18 protein-coding genes are annotated in these 16638 nt (G+C 41.0%); 8 read left to right on the top strand and 10 right to left on the bottom strand.

Annotated elements, in window-relative coordinates:
• On the top strand, positions 1–441 hold the full coding sequence (locus KDU71_RS06745; RefSeq protein WP_244828256.1) for an alanyl-tRNA editing protein: 441 nt from the start codon (positions 1–3) through the stop codon (positions 439–441).
• Positions 442–495: 54 nt separating this feature from the next.
• Here the strand turns inward: KDU71_RS06745 and KDU71_RS06750 are convergent, their stop codons facing one another.
• Genes KDU71_RS06750 through ppk1 form a run of 3 tightly spaced genes read right to left on the bottom strand, consistent with a single transcriptional unit; the run spans position 496 to position 3972 of the window.
• Entirely contained in the window at positions 496–1368 is an 873-nt protein-coding gene (locus KDU71_RS06750; protein WP_212189157.1) for an SPL family radical SAM protein, read from the bottom strand.
• Complete coding sequence (locus tag KDU71_RS06755) at positions 1365–1868, bottom strand: SixA phosphatase family protein (protein ID WP_212189158.1); 504 nt, start codon at positions 1866–1868, stop codon at positions 1365–1367. The genes KDU71_RS06750 and KDU71_RS06755 overlap by 4 nt, the downstream gene beginning before the upstream one ends.
• 10 nt (positions 1869–1878) lie before the next feature.
• On the bottom strand, positions 1879–3972 hold the full coding sequence (gene ppk1 / locus KDU71_RS06760) for a polyphosphate kinase 1 (RefSeq protein WP_212189159.1): 2094 nt from the start codon (positions 3970–3972) through the stop codon (positions 1879–1881).
• A gap of 76 nt (positions 3973–4048) precedes the next feature.
• Here ppk1 and KDU71_RS06765 point away from each other — a divergent pair, with 76 nt between their 5' ends.
• Entirely contained in the window at positions 4049–4552 is a 504-nt protein-coding gene (locus KDU71_RS06765) for a metallophosphoesterase family protein (RefSeq protein WP_212189160.1), read from the top strand.
• An 83-nt stretch (positions 4553–4635) separates the two neighbouring features.
• Positions 4636–5067, top strand: a complete 432-nt coding sequence (locus tag KDU71_RS06770) for an OsmC family protein (protein ID WP_212189161.1) — start codon at positions 4636–4638, stop codon at positions 5065–5067.
• 37 nt (positions 5068–5104) lie between these two features.
• Here KDU71_RS06770 and KDU71_RS06775 read toward each other — a convergent pair whose 3' ends face one another.
• From KDU71_RS06775 to KDU71_RS06795, 5 genes are all read right to left on the bottom strand, one after another.
• Entirely contained in the window at positions 5105–5980 is an 876-nt protein-coding gene (locus KDU71_RS06775) for an NADPH-dependent 7-cyano-7-deazaguanine reductase QueF (protein ID WP_212189162.1), read from the bottom strand.
• An 18-nt stretch (positions 5981–5998) separates the two neighbouring features.
• The gene (locus KDU71_RS06780; RefSeq protein WP_212189163.1) at positions 5999–6856 is read right to left on the bottom strand and encodes a 7-carboxy-7-deazaguanine synthase QueE; all 858 of its coding nucleotides are present in this window, start codon (positions 6854–6856) and stop codon (positions 5999–6001) included.
• Positions 6857–6877: 21 nt separating this feature from the next.
• Positions 6878–7543: a 7-cyano-7-deazaguanine synthase QueC gene (queC, locus tag KDU71_RS06785; RefSeq protein ID WP_212189164.1), complete on the bottom strand. Its 666-nt coding sequence runs from the start codon at positions 7541–7543 to the stop codon at positions 6878–6880.
• A 277-nt stretch (positions 7544–7820) separates the two neighbouring features.
• Entirely contained in the window at positions 7821–8996 is a 1176-nt protein-coding gene (locus KDU71_RS06790; RefSeq protein WP_212189165.1) for a PP2C family protein-serine/threonine phosphatase, read from the bottom strand.
• A 128-nt stretch (positions 8997–9124) separates the two neighbouring features.
• Positions 9125–11569: a TonB-dependent receptor gene (locus KDU71_RS06795; protein ID WP_212189166.1), complete on the bottom strand. Its 2445-nt coding sequence runs from the start codon at positions 11567–11569 to the stop codon at positions 9125–9127.
• A gap of 172 nt (positions 11570–11741) precedes the next feature.
• Between KDU71_RS06795 and KDU71_RS06800 the strand changes: the two genes are divergently transcribed.
• Positions 11742–11909 (top strand): hypothetical protein, encoded by a 168-nt coding sequence (locus tag KDU71_RS06800; protein ID WP_212189167.1) that lies wholly within the window; start codon positions 11742–11744, stop codon positions 11907–11909.
• Here the strand turns inward: KDU71_RS06800 and KDU71_RS06805 are convergent.
• Complete coding sequence (locus KDU71_RS06805) at positions 11899–12501, bottom strand: Fic/DOC family protein (protein ID WP_212189168.1); 603 nt, start codon at positions 12499–12501, stop codon at positions 11899–11901. The two genes, KDU71_RS06800 and KDU71_RS06805, sit on opposite strands and share 11 nt — an antisense overlap.
• A gap of 130 nt (positions 12502–12631) precedes the next feature.
• On the opposite strand from KDU71_RS06805, the gene KDU71_RS06810 reads away from it, so the two are divergent.
• From KDU71_RS06810 to KDU71_RS06825, 4 genes are all read left to right on the top strand, one after another.
• A complete protein-coding gene (locus KDU71_RS06810) occupies positions 12632–13588 on the top strand; it encodes an NAD(P)-dependent oxidoreductase (protein WP_212189169.1) in 957 nt (318 codons plus the stop codon).
• Between the two features lie 76 nt (positions 13589–13664).
• Positions 13665–14075, top strand: a complete 411-nt coding sequence (locus KDU71_RS06815; RefSeq protein ID WP_212189170.1) for a secondary thiamine-phosphate synthase enzyme YjbQ — start codon at positions 13665–13667, stop codon at positions 14073–14075.
• A gap of 110 nt (positions 14076–14185) precedes the next feature.
• The gene (locus KDU71_RS06820; protein WP_212189171.1) at positions 14186–15799 is read left to right on the top strand and encodes a thiamine pyrophosphate-dependent enzyme; all 1614 of its coding nucleotides are present in this window, start codon (positions 14186–14188) and stop codon (positions 15797–15799) included.
• Positions 15800–15863: 64 nt separating this feature from the next.
• Positions 15864–16457, top strand: coding sequence for an indolepyruvate oxidoreductase subunit beta (locus KDU71_RS06825; protein ID WP_212189172.1), 594 nt, complete (start codon positions 15864–15866; stop codon positions 16455–16457).
• A 2-nt stretch (positions 16458–16459) separates the two neighbouring features.
• On the opposite strand, the gene KDU71_RS06830 is transcribed toward KDU71_RS06825, so the two are convergent.
• Entirely contained in the window at positions 16460–16615 is a 156-nt protein-coding gene (locus KDU71_RS06830; RefSeq protein ID WP_212189173.1) for a hypothetical protein, read from the bottom strand.
• Positions 16616–16638 lie beyond the last annotated feature (23 nt).

Raw genomic sequence — 16638 nt, forward strand, 5'->3', positions numbered from 1 at the left:
ATGAAAAGTTATAATCCAGAGATGCATACAGCTGAGCATGTACTCAATCAAACGATGGTTCAGCTATTTGAGTGTAATCGATCTTTTTCTAACCATCTGGAGCGAAAGAAGTCAAAATGTGATTACCATTTTAACCGGGCCTTGACGAGTGAAGAGGAACAGGTGATTGCTGGAAAAGTTAACGAAATGTTGATGCGGCACCTAGATGTAACAGAGCAGATTGTGGGTAGGGAAGAGGCATCTGCTCAGTTTGATTTGGATAAGTTACCAGATACAACCGGAGAAGAGATACGAATTGTGCGGGTTGGTGATTATGATGCATGTCCGTGTATTGGTGAGCATGTGAAAAATACCAAAGAGGTTGGTGAGTTTGTGCTGGGAACAACTTCCTATGATAATGGGGTTCTCAGGATAAGGTTTAAGCTAAAAAGACCACAATAGCATACAATGCCGTTCAGTGATGAGCGGCATTTTTATTAAAAAAGTACCGTAGCTCTAGAATAATGTGCCCTGCATGGACTGTGGCGGTTGGTAAAACTGCATTTTTGTAGCCATAAGGTTTTCCTTGCATACCATTTTAAAGTGTTTATAAGCTTTGTTGGTTTGCTCTGTAAAGCAATTATACCTATCACCAAATTGCTTCATATACTGGTCTTTTAAACCAGGGAAATGTCTATCTAGCTGTTGGTAATAATACTCCCGATTCCCATCTCTTAATGTCAAGCCAAAGCCACCGATAATGTATTGAGCACCTGCCTGCCTGGCTTTGACTATCAATTGCTCTGTGTTTTCAAATGAGTCTGTTATAAAAGGCAATACGGGCATCAAGGTGATGCCGCAATAGATTCCGGCATCAGACAGTGTTTTGATAGTTTCGAAACGTTCAGAGGGCAGTGGGGCATTAGGTTCAATGGAGCTGGCAAGCGCATCGTTAGCTGTTGTGATTGTAATGGAAACGGCTGCATATACTTTTGCAATGGCCTTAAGCAGATCAATGTCCCGAAGAACTAAAGTGCCTTTCGTGATGATGTGAACAGGAAAACGATAATAAACGGCGAGATCAAGTGCCTGACGGGTTAAATTGAGTTGTTTTTCTATTGGCATATAGCAGTCGTTCATTGAGCCAAAGCCAATAGTGCCGCGTTTTTTCTTAGCTCGCAGTTCTTTATTAAGCAATTCGATGGCATTTTGTTTTACCTGGATGTTATCAAAATCATCGATCTGGTAGCATTTACTGCGCGAATCGCAATAGATGCATCCATGACTGCAGCCGCGATATAAGTTAATGGTATAGGATGTGCCAAACCAGGGATCTACTTTGGTAGCCGATCCGTTCAATATAGTTTTGACATTAATTAATCGGGTCACTTCAGCATCTTAGGACTTACAAACCAGTCGATTTTTCCTTCACGGGCATTAATATCTTCCCAGTTGTTAACGTTAAATGTAATAGCAATTGTGCCTGTAGTAGGAAAGTGAAGGTAGTCGCTGTCGGTGAGCGTTATGGCTGTCATGGCAATTTCCGGATTGTGCCCAACCAGCATAATTATGTTACAAGTATGGTTATACTGTCCAAGGTAAGTGATTAACTCGGAAGTAGTGTAGCCATCATACAAAAACTGCTCATGTACCATTAAGGATTTATCCAGGTTAAATGTATCTGCAAAAATAGCAGCTGTTTGTTCGGCTCTTTGCGCTTTGCTGGTTATGAGTAGGTCCGGAATGATGTTTCGCTGCAGAAGATCATCGGCAATAAGCTTGGAGTCGTTGTAACCGCGAGGTTTTAATTCTCTTTCAAAGTCAGACTTGGAGCTCATGTAACCCAGCTGCTCTGTTTTGGCATGTCTGGTAAGTATAAGTGTTTTCATTGCCTGGGTATTATTTTTGCTTTTTATAATCTTCGCGCACAATCGTATCGAGCTGGAGCAGGTATTGATAGAAGGCCTGTTGAGCCTTTAACGGTTTAGAGTTGCTTTCTATCCGCACATTGTTGAGGTACTCGTCAATGTTTCTGGCTTTCACGTTATCTGCCAGCTGCATCTCCAGCATAGTCAGAATTTCAGCTTTTAGTTCCGGTTGTTCAATCGGAAAGGCTGTTTCAATCCGGCGGTTGATGTTTCGGTTTAGCCAGTCAGCCGATGATAGAAACATTTCTGTATTGTTATTATTGCCAAATACCCATATACGGGCGTGCTCCAGGTAACTATCCACTAATCGCAATACTCTTATGTTTTCACTGTATGGCTGATTGGGCACCAGGCAACATATGCCTCTTACTATCAGGTCTATTTTTACACCTGCCTGGCTGGCTTCATAAAGTTTACTGATTAGGTTTTTATTCTGAATGCCATTCATCTTAAGGAGTATATATCCCTGTTTGCCATTTTTAGATAGCTCAATTTCCCTGTTGATGCGCTTCATAATTTGCTTGCGTAAATTAATCTGTGTAATCAGCAGTTTATTTAGCTTAGGTTTGGTGCTTTGGTCCTCAAGGTACTTGAAAAGAGCTTCCATATCATCCAGGTAAGCATCATTACACGTAAAGAAACCATGATCGGCATATAAGCGTGCCGTTTTTTCATTGAAGTTGCCAGTACTGAGGTAGGCAAATGAGCGCTTTCGTTCGCCATTGGCTCTTCTGATGGCCAGTGCCATCTTTGCATGCACTTTCAGTCCAGGTATGCTGTAGATGATTTTGATACCAGCCTTCTCCATTTGGCGGGCAAAATACAGGTTATTTTCTTCGTCGAAGCGCGCTTTAACTTCAACAAATACAGTTACTTTCTTTTTGTTGTGTGCTGCAAATATCAACGCGCCAACTACCTCTGAGTTACTAGCCACACGGTATTGGGTAACCTTTATTTCATCTACTTTATCATCAGTGGCGGCTTCTCGTAAAAATTGGATAACATAGTCGAAAGAGTGATAGGGGTAATGTAGTACCCGCTCTTTTCGCTTAATAGCTTCAAACATTGAGCCGGCTTCTTCCAACTCAAATGGTTTTATTGGTTTTGGAGCCTGCCATTCCAGCTTTGGTGAAAATGGATTTGGAAACGAAAAGAAATCATGCAGATTTTGGTAGCTGCCTGTCTCAACCAGCTCAATGGGTTTAATGTCAAACGAGTCCATCAGGAAGTTAAGCACATCGGAAGGTATAGCTCTGTCGTGATATAAGCCGGCTGGTGTGCCGGTTTTTCTAAGTGCCAGATTTTTTCTGATTTTCTCCACCAGGTCGCCCCAAAATTCATCTTCAATACCTAAATCGGCATTGCGGGTTATTTTTACGCCCCAGCTGCCTACTACATCGTAGCCCGGAAATAGTTCGGGTAACCCGTAGCGAAGCGCATCATCCAGAAACATGTAATGGTGTTGCTTATCTACTTGTGGCAGCTTAATAAAGCGTGGGTGATCGTTAGTTGGAACTTTGATTAATGCATAACGAGCTCTTCTCTTTTTATTCTTCTTATCCTTGTTTTTGTGTTTACGGTAAAGCTTTACTGCCAGGTATAATCGGTTGTCACGCATAAAACTTCTGGTGCCTTTATTAAGCAAAACAGGCTGACAATATGGGATGAGCTCCGTATTAAAGAAGTTATCTATAAACTGCATATGCTCGGTTTTGTTTGAGTAACCGTCCAGGTGCAGTGTGATGCCATTTTCTTCCATTAACGGAAGGATTTGTCCTTTGAATATTTTGCTGTATTCAATCCAGTGCTGACCAACAATGGTATTGATTTTTTCAAGTGTCACTTTTGCATGAGGGATGTCCGGATAACTCTCTGGATGTAAAGTGGCGTTGCGATATTCGGCTACTCTTACCTTATAAAATTCGTCAAGATTATTGGAATAGATGGCCAGAAATTTTAACCTTTCGAATAGAGGCAGACTGATATCTTTTGCTTCTTCCAGTACTCGGTGATTAAAAGAAAGCCAGCTGATATCGCGGTTGAAAAATTGTTGTTCGATTAGCATAGTATAGCATCTTATAAGCTTAAAAATATTAAAAATAGGGTAGATTTGGCAATGAATTATAATATTTCGAAGGGGTATGACCAGGATAGGCTTATTATCGGATACACATTCGTATCTGGATGAACGATTTAAGGTGTTATTTAAAGATGTTGATGAGATTTGGCATGCCGGTGATATCGGCGATATTCGTGTACTTGATCAATTACGGCAGTTGAAGCCTGTACGTGCTGTTTATGGCAATATCGACGGAACAGATTTACGGCAGGAGTTAAAAGCTCACGAACGGTTCATGTGTGAGGGGGTTGATGTTTGGATGACTCATATTGGGGGCTATCCGGGCAAATACGATAACCTGGTTAAAGGTCAGATTTATAAGCATCCACCAAAACTATTTATTTCAGGACATTCACATATACTGAAGGTGATTTACGATAAAAAGCTTGAACTGCTGCATTTAAATCCGGGTGCATGTGGCATCTCTGGATTTCATAGCGTCAGAACAGCATTGCGGTTTGCCATTGATGGATCAGAAATAAAAGATATGGAAGTGATTGAGTTAGGGCCTAAAGCTGTTGAATAACATGTAAGAAAGAAATACTATAATGAACATATGCTTGAAATAAACCTTACTTTTGCGCCTGCTAACAATTAAACTTTTATATCATGGCTATATCAACCCTGAAAGTGGGAGCAAAAATGCAAGAAGGCTTTCGCACTGAAATCGAGTGTTCACACAATTTTATTATTGATCAACCTAAACCTGCCGGCACGGATGAAGGACCCAATCCGATGGAAATATACCTGTCTTCCATTCCGGCGTGTATTTGTGCGATAGGGCGCATTATTGCCAATCAAAAGCGATTGCCTGTTCGTAGTATATCTGTTAAGCTGGAGGGCGATATTGATAAAGATTTTTTACTGGGAAAAACCCGAGAAGGGCGAGCCGGATTTGTTGAAATACGGACCATGGTAGAAATTGATGCAGATATGACTAAAGCAGAGAAAGAGCTTTATTTGCATGATATTGAGAAGCGATGCCCAATTGCGGATAATACGATTTATAGGACCAGTTTAAAAACGGAACTGGTTGGTTAAGAAATTTTGCCCTGCTGGTATTGGCAGGGCAAAGTTTTTATTGTCTCAGCAGTTTATGGCTTAAAACAGAAGCGTCAGACAAGTGCCTGGGTAATAGGTGCTCATGGCTAACGCGTATTGGGCAGATGTCAATACCACCCCGCCGAGTGTAAATGCAGCTGACAGCCAGTTCATCGGGTTTAAAAATGTCCCACAGACGCTTGTAAAGCATCTCACAGATTTCTTCGTGGAAATGATTCTCATTCCTAATTGAAACAATATACTGTAAGAGACTTATGCCAGTGGGTAGCTCTTGACCCTTAATATGAATATACGCAGTGCCCCAATCGGGTTGATTGGTTATTTTACAATTACTTCGTAACAGGTGAGAGGCAAAGTTTAGTTCTCCGGCAATACCCGATGTTTTTAACAAGTCTGGATTTTCGTTGTAATGCTCAAATTTGATTGTATCGGCGTTAACCATATTTTCCAGCACCTGATAATCCGCGAAATCATATGCAGTCTTTGTGCAATCCTGTCGAAAAAAGTGAAGCGAAATATCAGTATCCAAAAGATGGCTTAAGTCTTTTTTAATTAATGCTAATACTTCTTCCAATCCTTCCTGCATCGTATTGCCAAAGCAGTGCATATTAAAGGAGTTGAGGTAAAGTTTAAAGGATTTACTTTCGACGATGTTTTTACTTGTGGCAGAATAAATCACCTTAAGCAGGCCCGTTACGGGTAGTCCGTTATTTGTCAGGAAGCTTAGTTCGTAGGCGTGCCATACATCAACACCAATAAATGGTAAATTATCCTCATGTAAATTATATTGTGTGCGATTGAAATGTCGTGGTACAGCTACCAGCATCTCGGGTGCATAGTTTTGTGGATAATCTACCTGTTTGCCAAGAAATTTTCCTTCACTACTAATCATTGCTTGTTAATTGTATAGTTAAACTCCGGACTTGCTGCCAAATAGCTCAATATGAACACGGGGGCAAAAGCGCCAACCGTTTCTGATGGCCATCTCAAGAACCAAGGGTGATGACTTCGCTATTTCTTCGCGAGTTGCACCCAAAGGCATTAGCATGATATCGTCTGCTTTCCAGTTTAATAGGTGGCTTAGGAAATCATCTTTTATCTCATTATAATCATCGCTTTTACCTGCAACAAATTTCAGCTGTAGTTCCTTATTGCTACTGTTGGTCAGGTCGATGTATGCCTGCAGTGCTTCAATGTTCCGTCTTTTCTGGTTATGAAACTTGTATGGACCAGCTTCATTGAGTTGGTAAGCTGCCAGTTTTTCGGGGGTAGGCACTGAGTTGCTTAGTTTGGGCGAAATACTAAACAGGTCAATCCATTGTGCTACATTGGCATCGAATAGTGAACCGTTAGATTCAATGGTTATATGTACGTTTAATTCCTCTTTAAGTTTTTGGCATAAAGGGGCTAATGCTCTTTTTTGCAGGAGCGGCTCACCACCGGTAATTACCACATGGTGTATTCCATCCAGGTTATACTTTACCCAATTAAAAACATCGTCAGTGCTTAATTCGATAATTTCATTCGGATGAAATGAGGCGTAAGTGGTGTCGCAACGACAAAAGCTGTTGTCCTCCATTTGCCATATACAGCGCAGATTACAACCCGACAGGCGTATAAATAGTGACGGTACACCGGCTAATTTTCCTTCTCCCTGGATAGTGCCAGGAAACTGTAAGCCTGTTTTTGGCGCGTCACTAATGCGTTCACCAATATGATTGTAAACTACCGGAAAAACGCCCTCTTTGGCCAATACCAACTTCTCCATTTTTTATTCTTCTCTTATTGTTTATAGTGCCGTATCTGTTATGCCGGCCTCGGCAAATGCCTTAGCTCTTAGAAGGCAACTGTCACATGTGCCACATGGTTTTTCTCCTCCTCGATAGCAGCTCCATGTTAGACCAAAATCGACACCAAGTTCAGCGCCTAATTGTATTTCTTCTGCTTTGGTTTTGTTTACGAAAGGGGCATGAATTTTTATTGGCCTGTTTTGTTCAGCACCCATTACAGTACCCAGGTTAATGGTTTTTTCCATGCTCTCGATAAATTCCTGGCGGCAATCAACATAGCCCGAATAATCGACCTGGCTGACGCCGATGAAAATATCTTGTGCTTCAATTGCTTCGGCTAGTGAAGCGGCTACAGAGAGAAAAACCATATTACGGGCCGGTACATAAGTCACCGGAATGTCCGCTCTGTCAACGTCGCCATCTTCCACTTCCATTGCGCTATCTGTAAGGGATGAGCCTCCCCATTTATCAAGCTTCAGGCTAACTACTTGATGTTCTTTTGCTCCGGCTTTTTCGGCAATTGCTTTCGCCGCTTCCAACTCGCGGTTATGGCGCTGACCGTAATCAAATGATAGGGCATACAGCTCAAAGCCTTGCTGTTTGGCAAGGTATAAAGCAACAGCAGAATCTAATCCGCCAGATAGTAATACGACTGCTTTTTTCATTTTAATTAACTTAAAAACAGCAGCAAACAAAATTGTTATAAAACAGAGAAGACCATGACTGTGAATACAATCACTCTTGAAAAGCATTGTTCAAATCTCCTAGTTTTATTTTACAACAGGATGGTTGCGAACTGTTGGTATCATAATTAATACGGTGCAAAGATATAATACTTTGCTGTATTTTTATGCTTATGAGTTCATTAAATGAATATCGTTTGTGTTCTGACAGGAGGTCAATAGTAATGGTAATAAACTAAAAGTCATTAAATAGGAGAGGCTATAGCCTGATGCCAATTACCAGTACATCATCTATCTGGTCGTTAATGCCTTTCCACATATCAAAGAAGTTGTTGTAGATGTCGCCTTGCTCTTTCATTGAATATTGATGATTTTCAAGGAGCAGGTTTCTAAACCCTTTTTGCATGAGCTTCTTGTCATTGGGGCCGCCAAACTGTGATGGGTAGCCATCTGTATAAAGGTAGATGCAATCGCCTGCTTCATAATTGATGGTGTAATTGGTATATGGCTGATTTATTTCGCCAATAGACACAGGCATATGGTCTGCTTCATAAATTTGCATGTCTTTGTTGCGCAATAGCAGCATATCGTTAAAGGCACCGGCAAATTCAATTACCTGTTGCTTTTTATCGATGCTAACTATGCTGATGTCCATGCCATCTTTCACTTCGCTGCCTTCATCCTGTTTAAGCGATTCGATAACAATTCGTCGCAGTTCGTTGATGATTTCGGCAGGTTGTGTAATTTCATTTTTACCAACCACTTCGTGAAGGTAGGCTAAGCCAAACATGCTCATGAAAGCACCGGGGACACCATGTCCGGTACAGTCGGCTGATACAATAATAAGCTTGTCACCGCTTTCTTCGGCCCAATAGAAATCGCCGCTTACAATATCGCGCGGCTTAAAAAGTATGAAATGCTCAGGTAATACCTTATTCAGAAAGTCATCTGAAGGTAAACTGGCATTCTGGATTTTTTGAGCATACTCAATACTGTCGGTCAACTTTTTGTTAACGGTGCGTATTTTGTTCATTAGCCGTTGATTTTGGTCGCGGGCCATTTTTATCGATAGCTGTGTTTTGACTCTTGCTTTGAGCTCCAGTATATTGAATGGCTTGGTGATGTAGTCAACGGCACCTGCCTCGAAGCCTTTTAGAACACTTTCAGAATCGTTTTGTCCGGTAATGAAAATGATAGGAATATCTTTAGATTGCTCGTTACTCTTGAGTATTTTACACACTTCATAACCATCAATACCTGGCATGATAACGTCTAGCAGTATAAGGTCGGGTTTATTCCTGGAGAAGGCAATTTCCATGGCATCATCACCATTGGAAGCTGATACAGTATTGTACCTGCTGAGTGCCTCTGAAAGGATTTCGAGGTTAACCGCAGAATCATCCACTAATAATATGGTCGGGTCGAGTTGAGTCATAGATTTATCCAACACAAAAGTAACGGTTTATTTACGTTAAAAACGCGCTAAGGTTCCTTTTTGTTACGCTAATACTAAAAGATATTTTTAATAAAATCCTTTTTTGTGTTTGGTTCGAATGATGGGAGTTAAAACATTATAGAGAATTTAAGGTTGAGTCTTCTGGAAGTTAGGTAATTGGGCACTGCGTACTGACGATTGTAAATGTCACTCACCCAATAATACGAAATGGTGTTACTGATATCAAACAGGTTAAAAACTTCGAGACTTACCCAACAATCTTTTACTATATTGTTATTTTTGTTGAACCATTTTGTTAAATCCTTCGAAAAGCCAATATCAACGCGTCGGTAGGCAGGCATGCGGTTGACTGCCATGTAGCGTGGCGATTGTGGTGGACCAAAAGGAAGTCCGCTGGTATATAGTAAGTTAAGGTTGACTCTGAAGTCAGGATTGTTTGGCAAATAGTCCTGGAAAAACAGCGAAAAGGAAAAGCGTTGATCTGACGGCCTGGGAATATATCCCGGGTAAATTATTGTTTCATTACCATCAATATCGGTTTCGGTGTAATAGTCATCTAGTATATCCTCTTCAGTTTTCATTAGCGAAAGGTTGGCCCATGATTCAACACCAGGGACAAACTCGCCATGCAGCTTAAAATCGATACCAGTTGCATATCCCTTTGCGTTATTAGTGCCTGAATAGCGTATGCGAACATTGTCTACCTGATAGGGATTAAGGTTAGTCAGATGTTTGTAATAGGCCTCAGTTGTGAATTTAAATTCGCGCTGCATGGCCTCAAATATGCGGTCAAAGCCGCCAACTATTTGAACAGACTTTTGGGCCTTTATTTGCTCATTGATGGTGCCATCAGGTCGTCGCATTTCTCGGTAAAGAGGCGATTGATAATAAATACCTCCAGCCAGTCTGTAGCGGGTGTTAACTGTTGAGTTTGGATAATAAAGCAGGTTAATGCGTGGACTTATCAGAAATTCATTGCTGAAATCCCAGTAGTTGGTTCTGATGCCGGCGTTAACTAAGAGAAAACCATCATTAGTATATAGCTTAAAGGCATCTTGCACATAGCTGGTAACACGATTGCTGCTAGTTTCATGATCGGCTTTGTACGAGTATACAAGCTTTACTTCTTTATCAGAGTGTGGTAAGGAGTAATCGGCAGAATCGCGCATTTCCCACTCATTAATATAATCTTTAAAATACTCGTGCTGGTACTTCACTTCCCAGGAAAACAGATGTTTGCCAATGTTTTGTTTACCCTGTAAGGCAATGTTTTGTATAATGCCTAACAGGTCGTTGCGAGCATGTTCGAGATTGGTGCCAACACCAATGTTCTGTATGCCGTCTTCCTGTGGGTTGGGTGTTGAGCCATCCTGGTTTTCTATGTTTTGTAACCAATATTGCCCCAGTATGTCATAGGTTACCTCTTCATAGGTTCTGTAACCCATCGTGGTTATTTTATATTGGTTGTCGCCGTTAGGGTTGAATTTGAGGGCTACAGCGCCTAAACCTGTTTGGAATACGTCTTTCTCCTGGCCTTCGAAGTATATTTTGAGTTTTTTAGCCTCATTGATGGTCCCAAACGACGTTTCTCTGTCAACAGGCTCAAATTCGTAGTTGTTTTGCGAGTAGTAGCCAAGAGCTTCTAATTGCCAACGGTCAGAAAGTTGGTAAGTGAGAAAGGTTTGAACATCGAAGAAGCTGGGATTGTAATCGCCACTAACATCGAGTGTGCCCAACAGATACTGATTTGTTTTATAGCGTATGCCGGTGATGGCCGTAAAACGCTGGTCTTTTGATGTTCCTTCAATATGTCCGGATGCTCCTAGCAGGCTGGCATTCATGCTTCCGCTTAAGGACTGGGGCTTCTTGTATCGTACATCAAGTACCGATGCCATTTTATCGCCGTATTGTGCCTCAAATCCTCCGGGGGAGAATTTTAATGAGGAAATCAGGTTGGGATTGACGAAGCTTAGACCTTCCTGCTGGCCCGAGCGGATTAAAAACGGGCGATATATCTCTATGTCGTTGACATATATAAGGTTTTCATCGTAATTGCCACCTCGTACCCGGTATTGAGAGCTCAGCTCGTTATTCGACGAAACGCCCATCTGGCTTTTAATTAATCCTTCAATGTTACCACCTCCTGCATCTGGTAGCCTGTTAGCAAGCTTGGGGTCAATCTTCGAAAAAGACTGGTCAGCTATTTGTCCCTCAATATTTACTGCATTGAGGTTTTCCTGTTTTACACGTAGTGTAATTCTTATATTTTGTGCTTCAACCGAGTCTTTTACCTCTATTGTTGACGTATGAAAGCCAATTGAGGAAGCCTGCAGTTGAAAGGGCAGGTTATTGGTGGTTGAAAAAGAAAAATGGCCATTAGCATCACTTACACCACCATTTTTGCTATCAAGAATAATAATGTTGGCAAATGCTATGGCATTGCTGAGAGTGTCAGTTATACTGCCTCTTATTTGGGTTTGCGCATGAGTAATAGTGGGTAGTAGAGTGTATAAAATTACAATTACTAATGGTATAAAATGATTCTTTTTCACAGGTTTAGATATTTCGTCAATGCCAACTTAATTGAGCTAAAGATAATGCCATACCTCTTATTAAGTGGCGTAAAAATATAAAGGAAATAGTGATATGAAAAATTAAAGATTATCTACTAAATCCCTTTGCTAAATACTAACGAAAACAATCGGTTTTTCGTATCTTTACTATATGGAGACAAAAATTATCGACAGCAATCCTTCCCTTAAAAATACAGAAGAGCGTTTTCAAAAAATGCTTCATTCGCTTGTCGCATCGTTTCAGATTGAAGGAATTCATTTTTCAGAAGAAGAGCTTCAGAGTATGGTAATACACGTTGAAGAAGACCTTAAAAAATAGCATTAATAATATCGGTCATCGGCTGGTAGTTTTGTTCGGCTGCCGACTGAACGGCGATGATGTAATCTTTGAACTGTCGCTGTGTGATTTTATAAAATCCTAAAAAATCATAGCCCTGTTTAATAGCCATCATATTGGCCAATATTCGTGCGACTCTTCCATTAGCCTCTCTAAAAGGGTGTATAAACAATAGCTCGGCATGCACCTTGGCTATGTCTACTATTAATTGCTGTTTGCTTTGGTAGTAATCAGGCAGGGTATCTAATATTTGCTGGTCAAACTCATGGCAGATTTTTGGTAAGAACTTGGCTGTGGGGAATAAAAATCCCCCTTTAGTCATGTTGACCTGACGCAGTTGGCCGGCAAAGGTATATACTTTGTGCAGTGATAATTGGTGAATGCGCTGTATGTAATTGAAATCAAATTTAGTATGAGTAGTCAGTTCCTCTAATAATTGGTACTGAGCCCTTAAAAAACCCTCAAACTCAACTTTGTGAATGGCGTCAAGTTTATTTATTCCCAATAGGTTGGGCAGGACTTCATGTTGTCCATTATCGCCGGGGATTTCATATTTAGAATGTAAATAGGGCATAAACTTTTGCGTTGGACTGATCAAATTAGTCTTAAAATCGAAAATTGGCAAGCAAAATGTCATATTGTCTTTCGTTCGTATGGTTTATCTTTACACATAGTAATGAAAATGTTAAAATTCAATGCGTAATATGATGAAGAAAGTACTAATCATGCTGGCGGTTCCCCGTCAGGAGTTTGAGGAGATTCTTCCGGATTGGGAGATTGTTTATCCGGCCAATGAGGACTTTACCCATGATGAATTAGTGACGAAGGTGGCAGATGTAGATGCGATTGTTACCGTATATGGCAATAAACTCACTAATGAGGTGATTGATGCTGCTCCGAAGCTCAAGATGATTGCCAATTTTGGTGCCGGTTACGATAATATTGATATGGCACATGCTAATGCCAAAGGAATTGTTGTGACCAATAGTCCGGACCCGGTAACAGAACCAACAGCTGAATTGGCTATGGGCTTAATGATTGCTGTAGCTCGTCGTTTAGGGGAAATGAATAATATTCTAAAGAATAAACAGGACCTTAAATGGGGTGTGATGCGCAACTTAAGTACTACCCTTGTGGGTAAGCAGTTGGGGATTGTTGGTATGGGGGCAATAGGCAAGGCTTTGGCCCGAAGGGCTGTTGCTTCCGGGATGTCAGTAGTCTATCATAATCGCAAAAGGATTGATGAATCCATTGAAAAGGAGTTTAATGCTACCTATTTACCATTTGAAGAACTGCTAAAAACATCAGATGTTGTATCGTTGAATATGCCATTGACAGCCGAAACGAAGAAAATGATTGGGGCAAAAGAATTGGCACTGATGAAATCAAGTGCTTATCTGATTAATACAGCGCGCGGGCCTGTGGTTGATGAAGATGCTTTGATTGAAGCATTAAAGACCGATAAAATTGCAGGAGCTGGTTTGGATGTATTCGAAAATGAACCGTTGATACCAGATGCCTTTAGGGACTTGCCTAATGTGGTACTGATGCCACACTTGGGTACCGCAACGCATGAAACGCGCGGTGAGATGTCAAAATTAGTAGCTCTTAATATACATACTTACTTTAGTGGAGGTGTTCCGCCTAATAGGGTAAATTAATGATGATATACGATTTGTGTTATAATTCCATGCTAATGTGATATGAAATAGTAATGTTGTCTAAAGTGTTGAAGCAGTGATAAAACAAATAGAAATAGATTTAGATAAGCGTCGTCGAGGTTTTCATTTGATAACAAATGAATTGATAGCAGCTTTGCCCGAACTGCCAAAAGTAGGGATGCTTAATGTTTTTCTGCAGCATTCATCAGCTGGATTAACAATTAATGAGAATGCTGATCCTACTGTCAGGGATGATTTTGAAACAGTTTTTAACAAGATGGTGCCTGAATATGATGCTGATTATAAGCATGTATTAGAGGGTGAGGATGATATGCCTGCTCATATTAAATCATCGTTGGTTGGTACTTCGTTAACTATTCCCATTACAAATGGGAGATTAAACCTTGGTATTTGGCAAGGGATATATTTATGCGAATTCAGGAATAATGGAGGGCGAAGAAGGCTGGTGCTAACGATTTATTATTAAGAACGGTTTCAAATTGTAAGCTGTGATAAATGTCATTAATAAAGGGTTTAGATATTTGTTATTTAGCGAACAGAAGCAAATAAGTAATAATATAAAACCAAATAAGCACAATGCAAAAGTTACTATTGTTAGGAGATGAAGCTATTGCCCAGGGAGCTATTGATGCCGGTTTATCAGGTGTATATGCTTATCCGGGAACGCCTTCTACTGAGATTACTGAATATATTCAGGATTCGAAAATTGCAAAAGAGCGTAATATTCATAGTAAGTGGTCAAGCAATGAAAAAACGGCTATGGAGTCTGCTTTAGGTATGGCCTATGCTGGTAAGCGTGCCATGACTTGTATGAAACATGTGGGATTGAACGTGGCAGCTGATGCTTTTATTAACGCAGCAATTACCGGTGTAAATGGCGGATTTGTTGTGGTGGCAGCTGATGATCCTTCGATGCACTCAAGCCAAAATGAGCAAGATAGTCGCGTGTATGGTAAGTTTGCAATGATTCCAATTTTAGAGCCGGTTAATCAGCAGGAAGCTTACGACATGACATATGCAGCTTTTGAAATGTCAGAGAAGTTCAACGTGCCGGTCATGATTCGTATTACGACTCGTTTGGCACATTCGCGTGCCGGTGTTGTTCGTAAGCCTTTGTTGGATGAGAAAACAGTATGCCTGCCAAAGGACCCAACGCAATTTGTTTTACTGCCTTCAATAGCCCGTCGTAATTATAAGAAACTGATTGAGACTCGCCCTGATTTGGAGAAGATCTCAATGGAATCGCCATATAACACTTATACCGATGCTTCGGATCGTTCATTGGGAATTATCGCATGCGGTATAGCGCACAACTATCTGATGGAAAACTTCCAGGATAAAGCATTGAATCACCCTGTGTTGAAATTGTCGCAATACCCAATGCCTCGTAAGGATATTGAGCGTATGGTGAATGAGTGTGATAAGATTTTAGTGCTGGAAGATGGGTATCCTGTAATTGAAGAGTTGCTTAAAGGTTATCAGGAAGCCGGAACACCTGTGATTGGCCGATTGGATGGAACTTTACCACGTGACGGTGAATTAAATCCTAATATTGTGGCTGCAGCTTTAGGATTGCCAATTGAAGAAGGGGATGTAGTGCCTGATTTACTGGTTGGCCGACCTCCTGCAATGTGCAAAGGATGTGGACACATTGATGCGTATAAAGCCCTTAATATAGCTTTGGAATCGTATGGTCCGGGACGTGTTTTTGCCGATATTGGTTGTTACACACTTGGCGCTTTACCTCCTTATAATGCAGTGAACTCATGCGTTGACATGGGCGCTTCCATTACGATGGCCAAAGGAGCTGCTGATGCTGGTCTAGTGCCTGCTGTAGCAGTTATTGGAGACTCTACATTTACACACTCTGGCATGACAGGCCTGCTGGATGCTGTTAACGAAGGTACGCCAATTACCGTTATTGTTTCGGATAACTATACTACGGGTATGACAGGAGGTCAGGATTCACAGGCGCTGGGTCACCTGGAGCAAATCATTGAAGGTATTGGCGTTGATCCTGAACATATCAGAGTGTTTAAGCCAACAGCAGCCAACCTCGATGAGATGGTGAATATTATTAAAGAAGAGTTCGATTACCAGGGCGTGTCAGTGATTATTCCTCGTCGTCAATGTATTCAAACACTTCGAAATAAGAGCCTCGTGTTGAAAGTTAAAGAGTTAGGATTGTAAAAAGTAGTGCTCAGCGACTAGTGCGCAATGCACTATGCAGCGAGTATAGTTAAAAATAAAAGAAATGAAATCAGATATAGTTTTAGCAGGTGTTGGCGGTCAAGGTATACTGTCCATTGCTGCAACCATAGGAATGGCTGCTGTAGATAAAGATTTGCACTTAAAGCAGGCTGAGGTTCACGGTATGAGTCAGCGAGGTGGCGATGTGCAATCGCATTTGCGCGTAAGTAGCAACCCTATTGCTTCAGATCTTATTCCTAAAGGAAAAGCAGATATCATCTTATCTGTAGAGCCAATGGAGTCTCTGCGTTATCTGCCGTACTTGTCAAAAAGCGGATGGTTAGTAACCAATACCACACCATTTGTCAATATCCCTAATTACCCTGAAATGGAAGTGGTGATGGCAAAGATTGCTGAACAGCCTAATCACATTGCCATTGATGCCGATAAAATTGCTTCAGAAGTGGCTACAAAGCGCTCATCAAATATTGTGATGCTTGGGGCTGCTTCACCTTTTATTGATATTGAATTCAGTGCTCTGGAAGAAGGGTTGAGAAAGATTTTTGGTCGCAAAGGAGATGCTGTAGTAGAGTCTAATATTAGTGCATTACGCGCTGGCAGGGCTGCTACTGAAGAAATTCTGGCAAGCCGCAATTAAGCTCACACAATAACCGACATAAATGAACACAGGCCAGTTACCTTATGGGTAGCTGGCTTTTTTTGTGTAAACATTTTCTCACCCTTGATGTTTACGTCTGGGCTTTCATTCGTCAGGTTTAAAAAGGGGTTCATCAGGTAGGAGATAACGTTTGCCATATATAGGTATTTATACTAAACCT

The organism is Carboxylicivirga sediminis, assembly GCF_018156225.1.
Taxonomy (GTDB): Bacteria; Bacteroidota; Bacteroidia; order Bacteroidales; family Marinilabiliaceae; genus Carboxylicivirga; species Carboxylicivirga sediminis.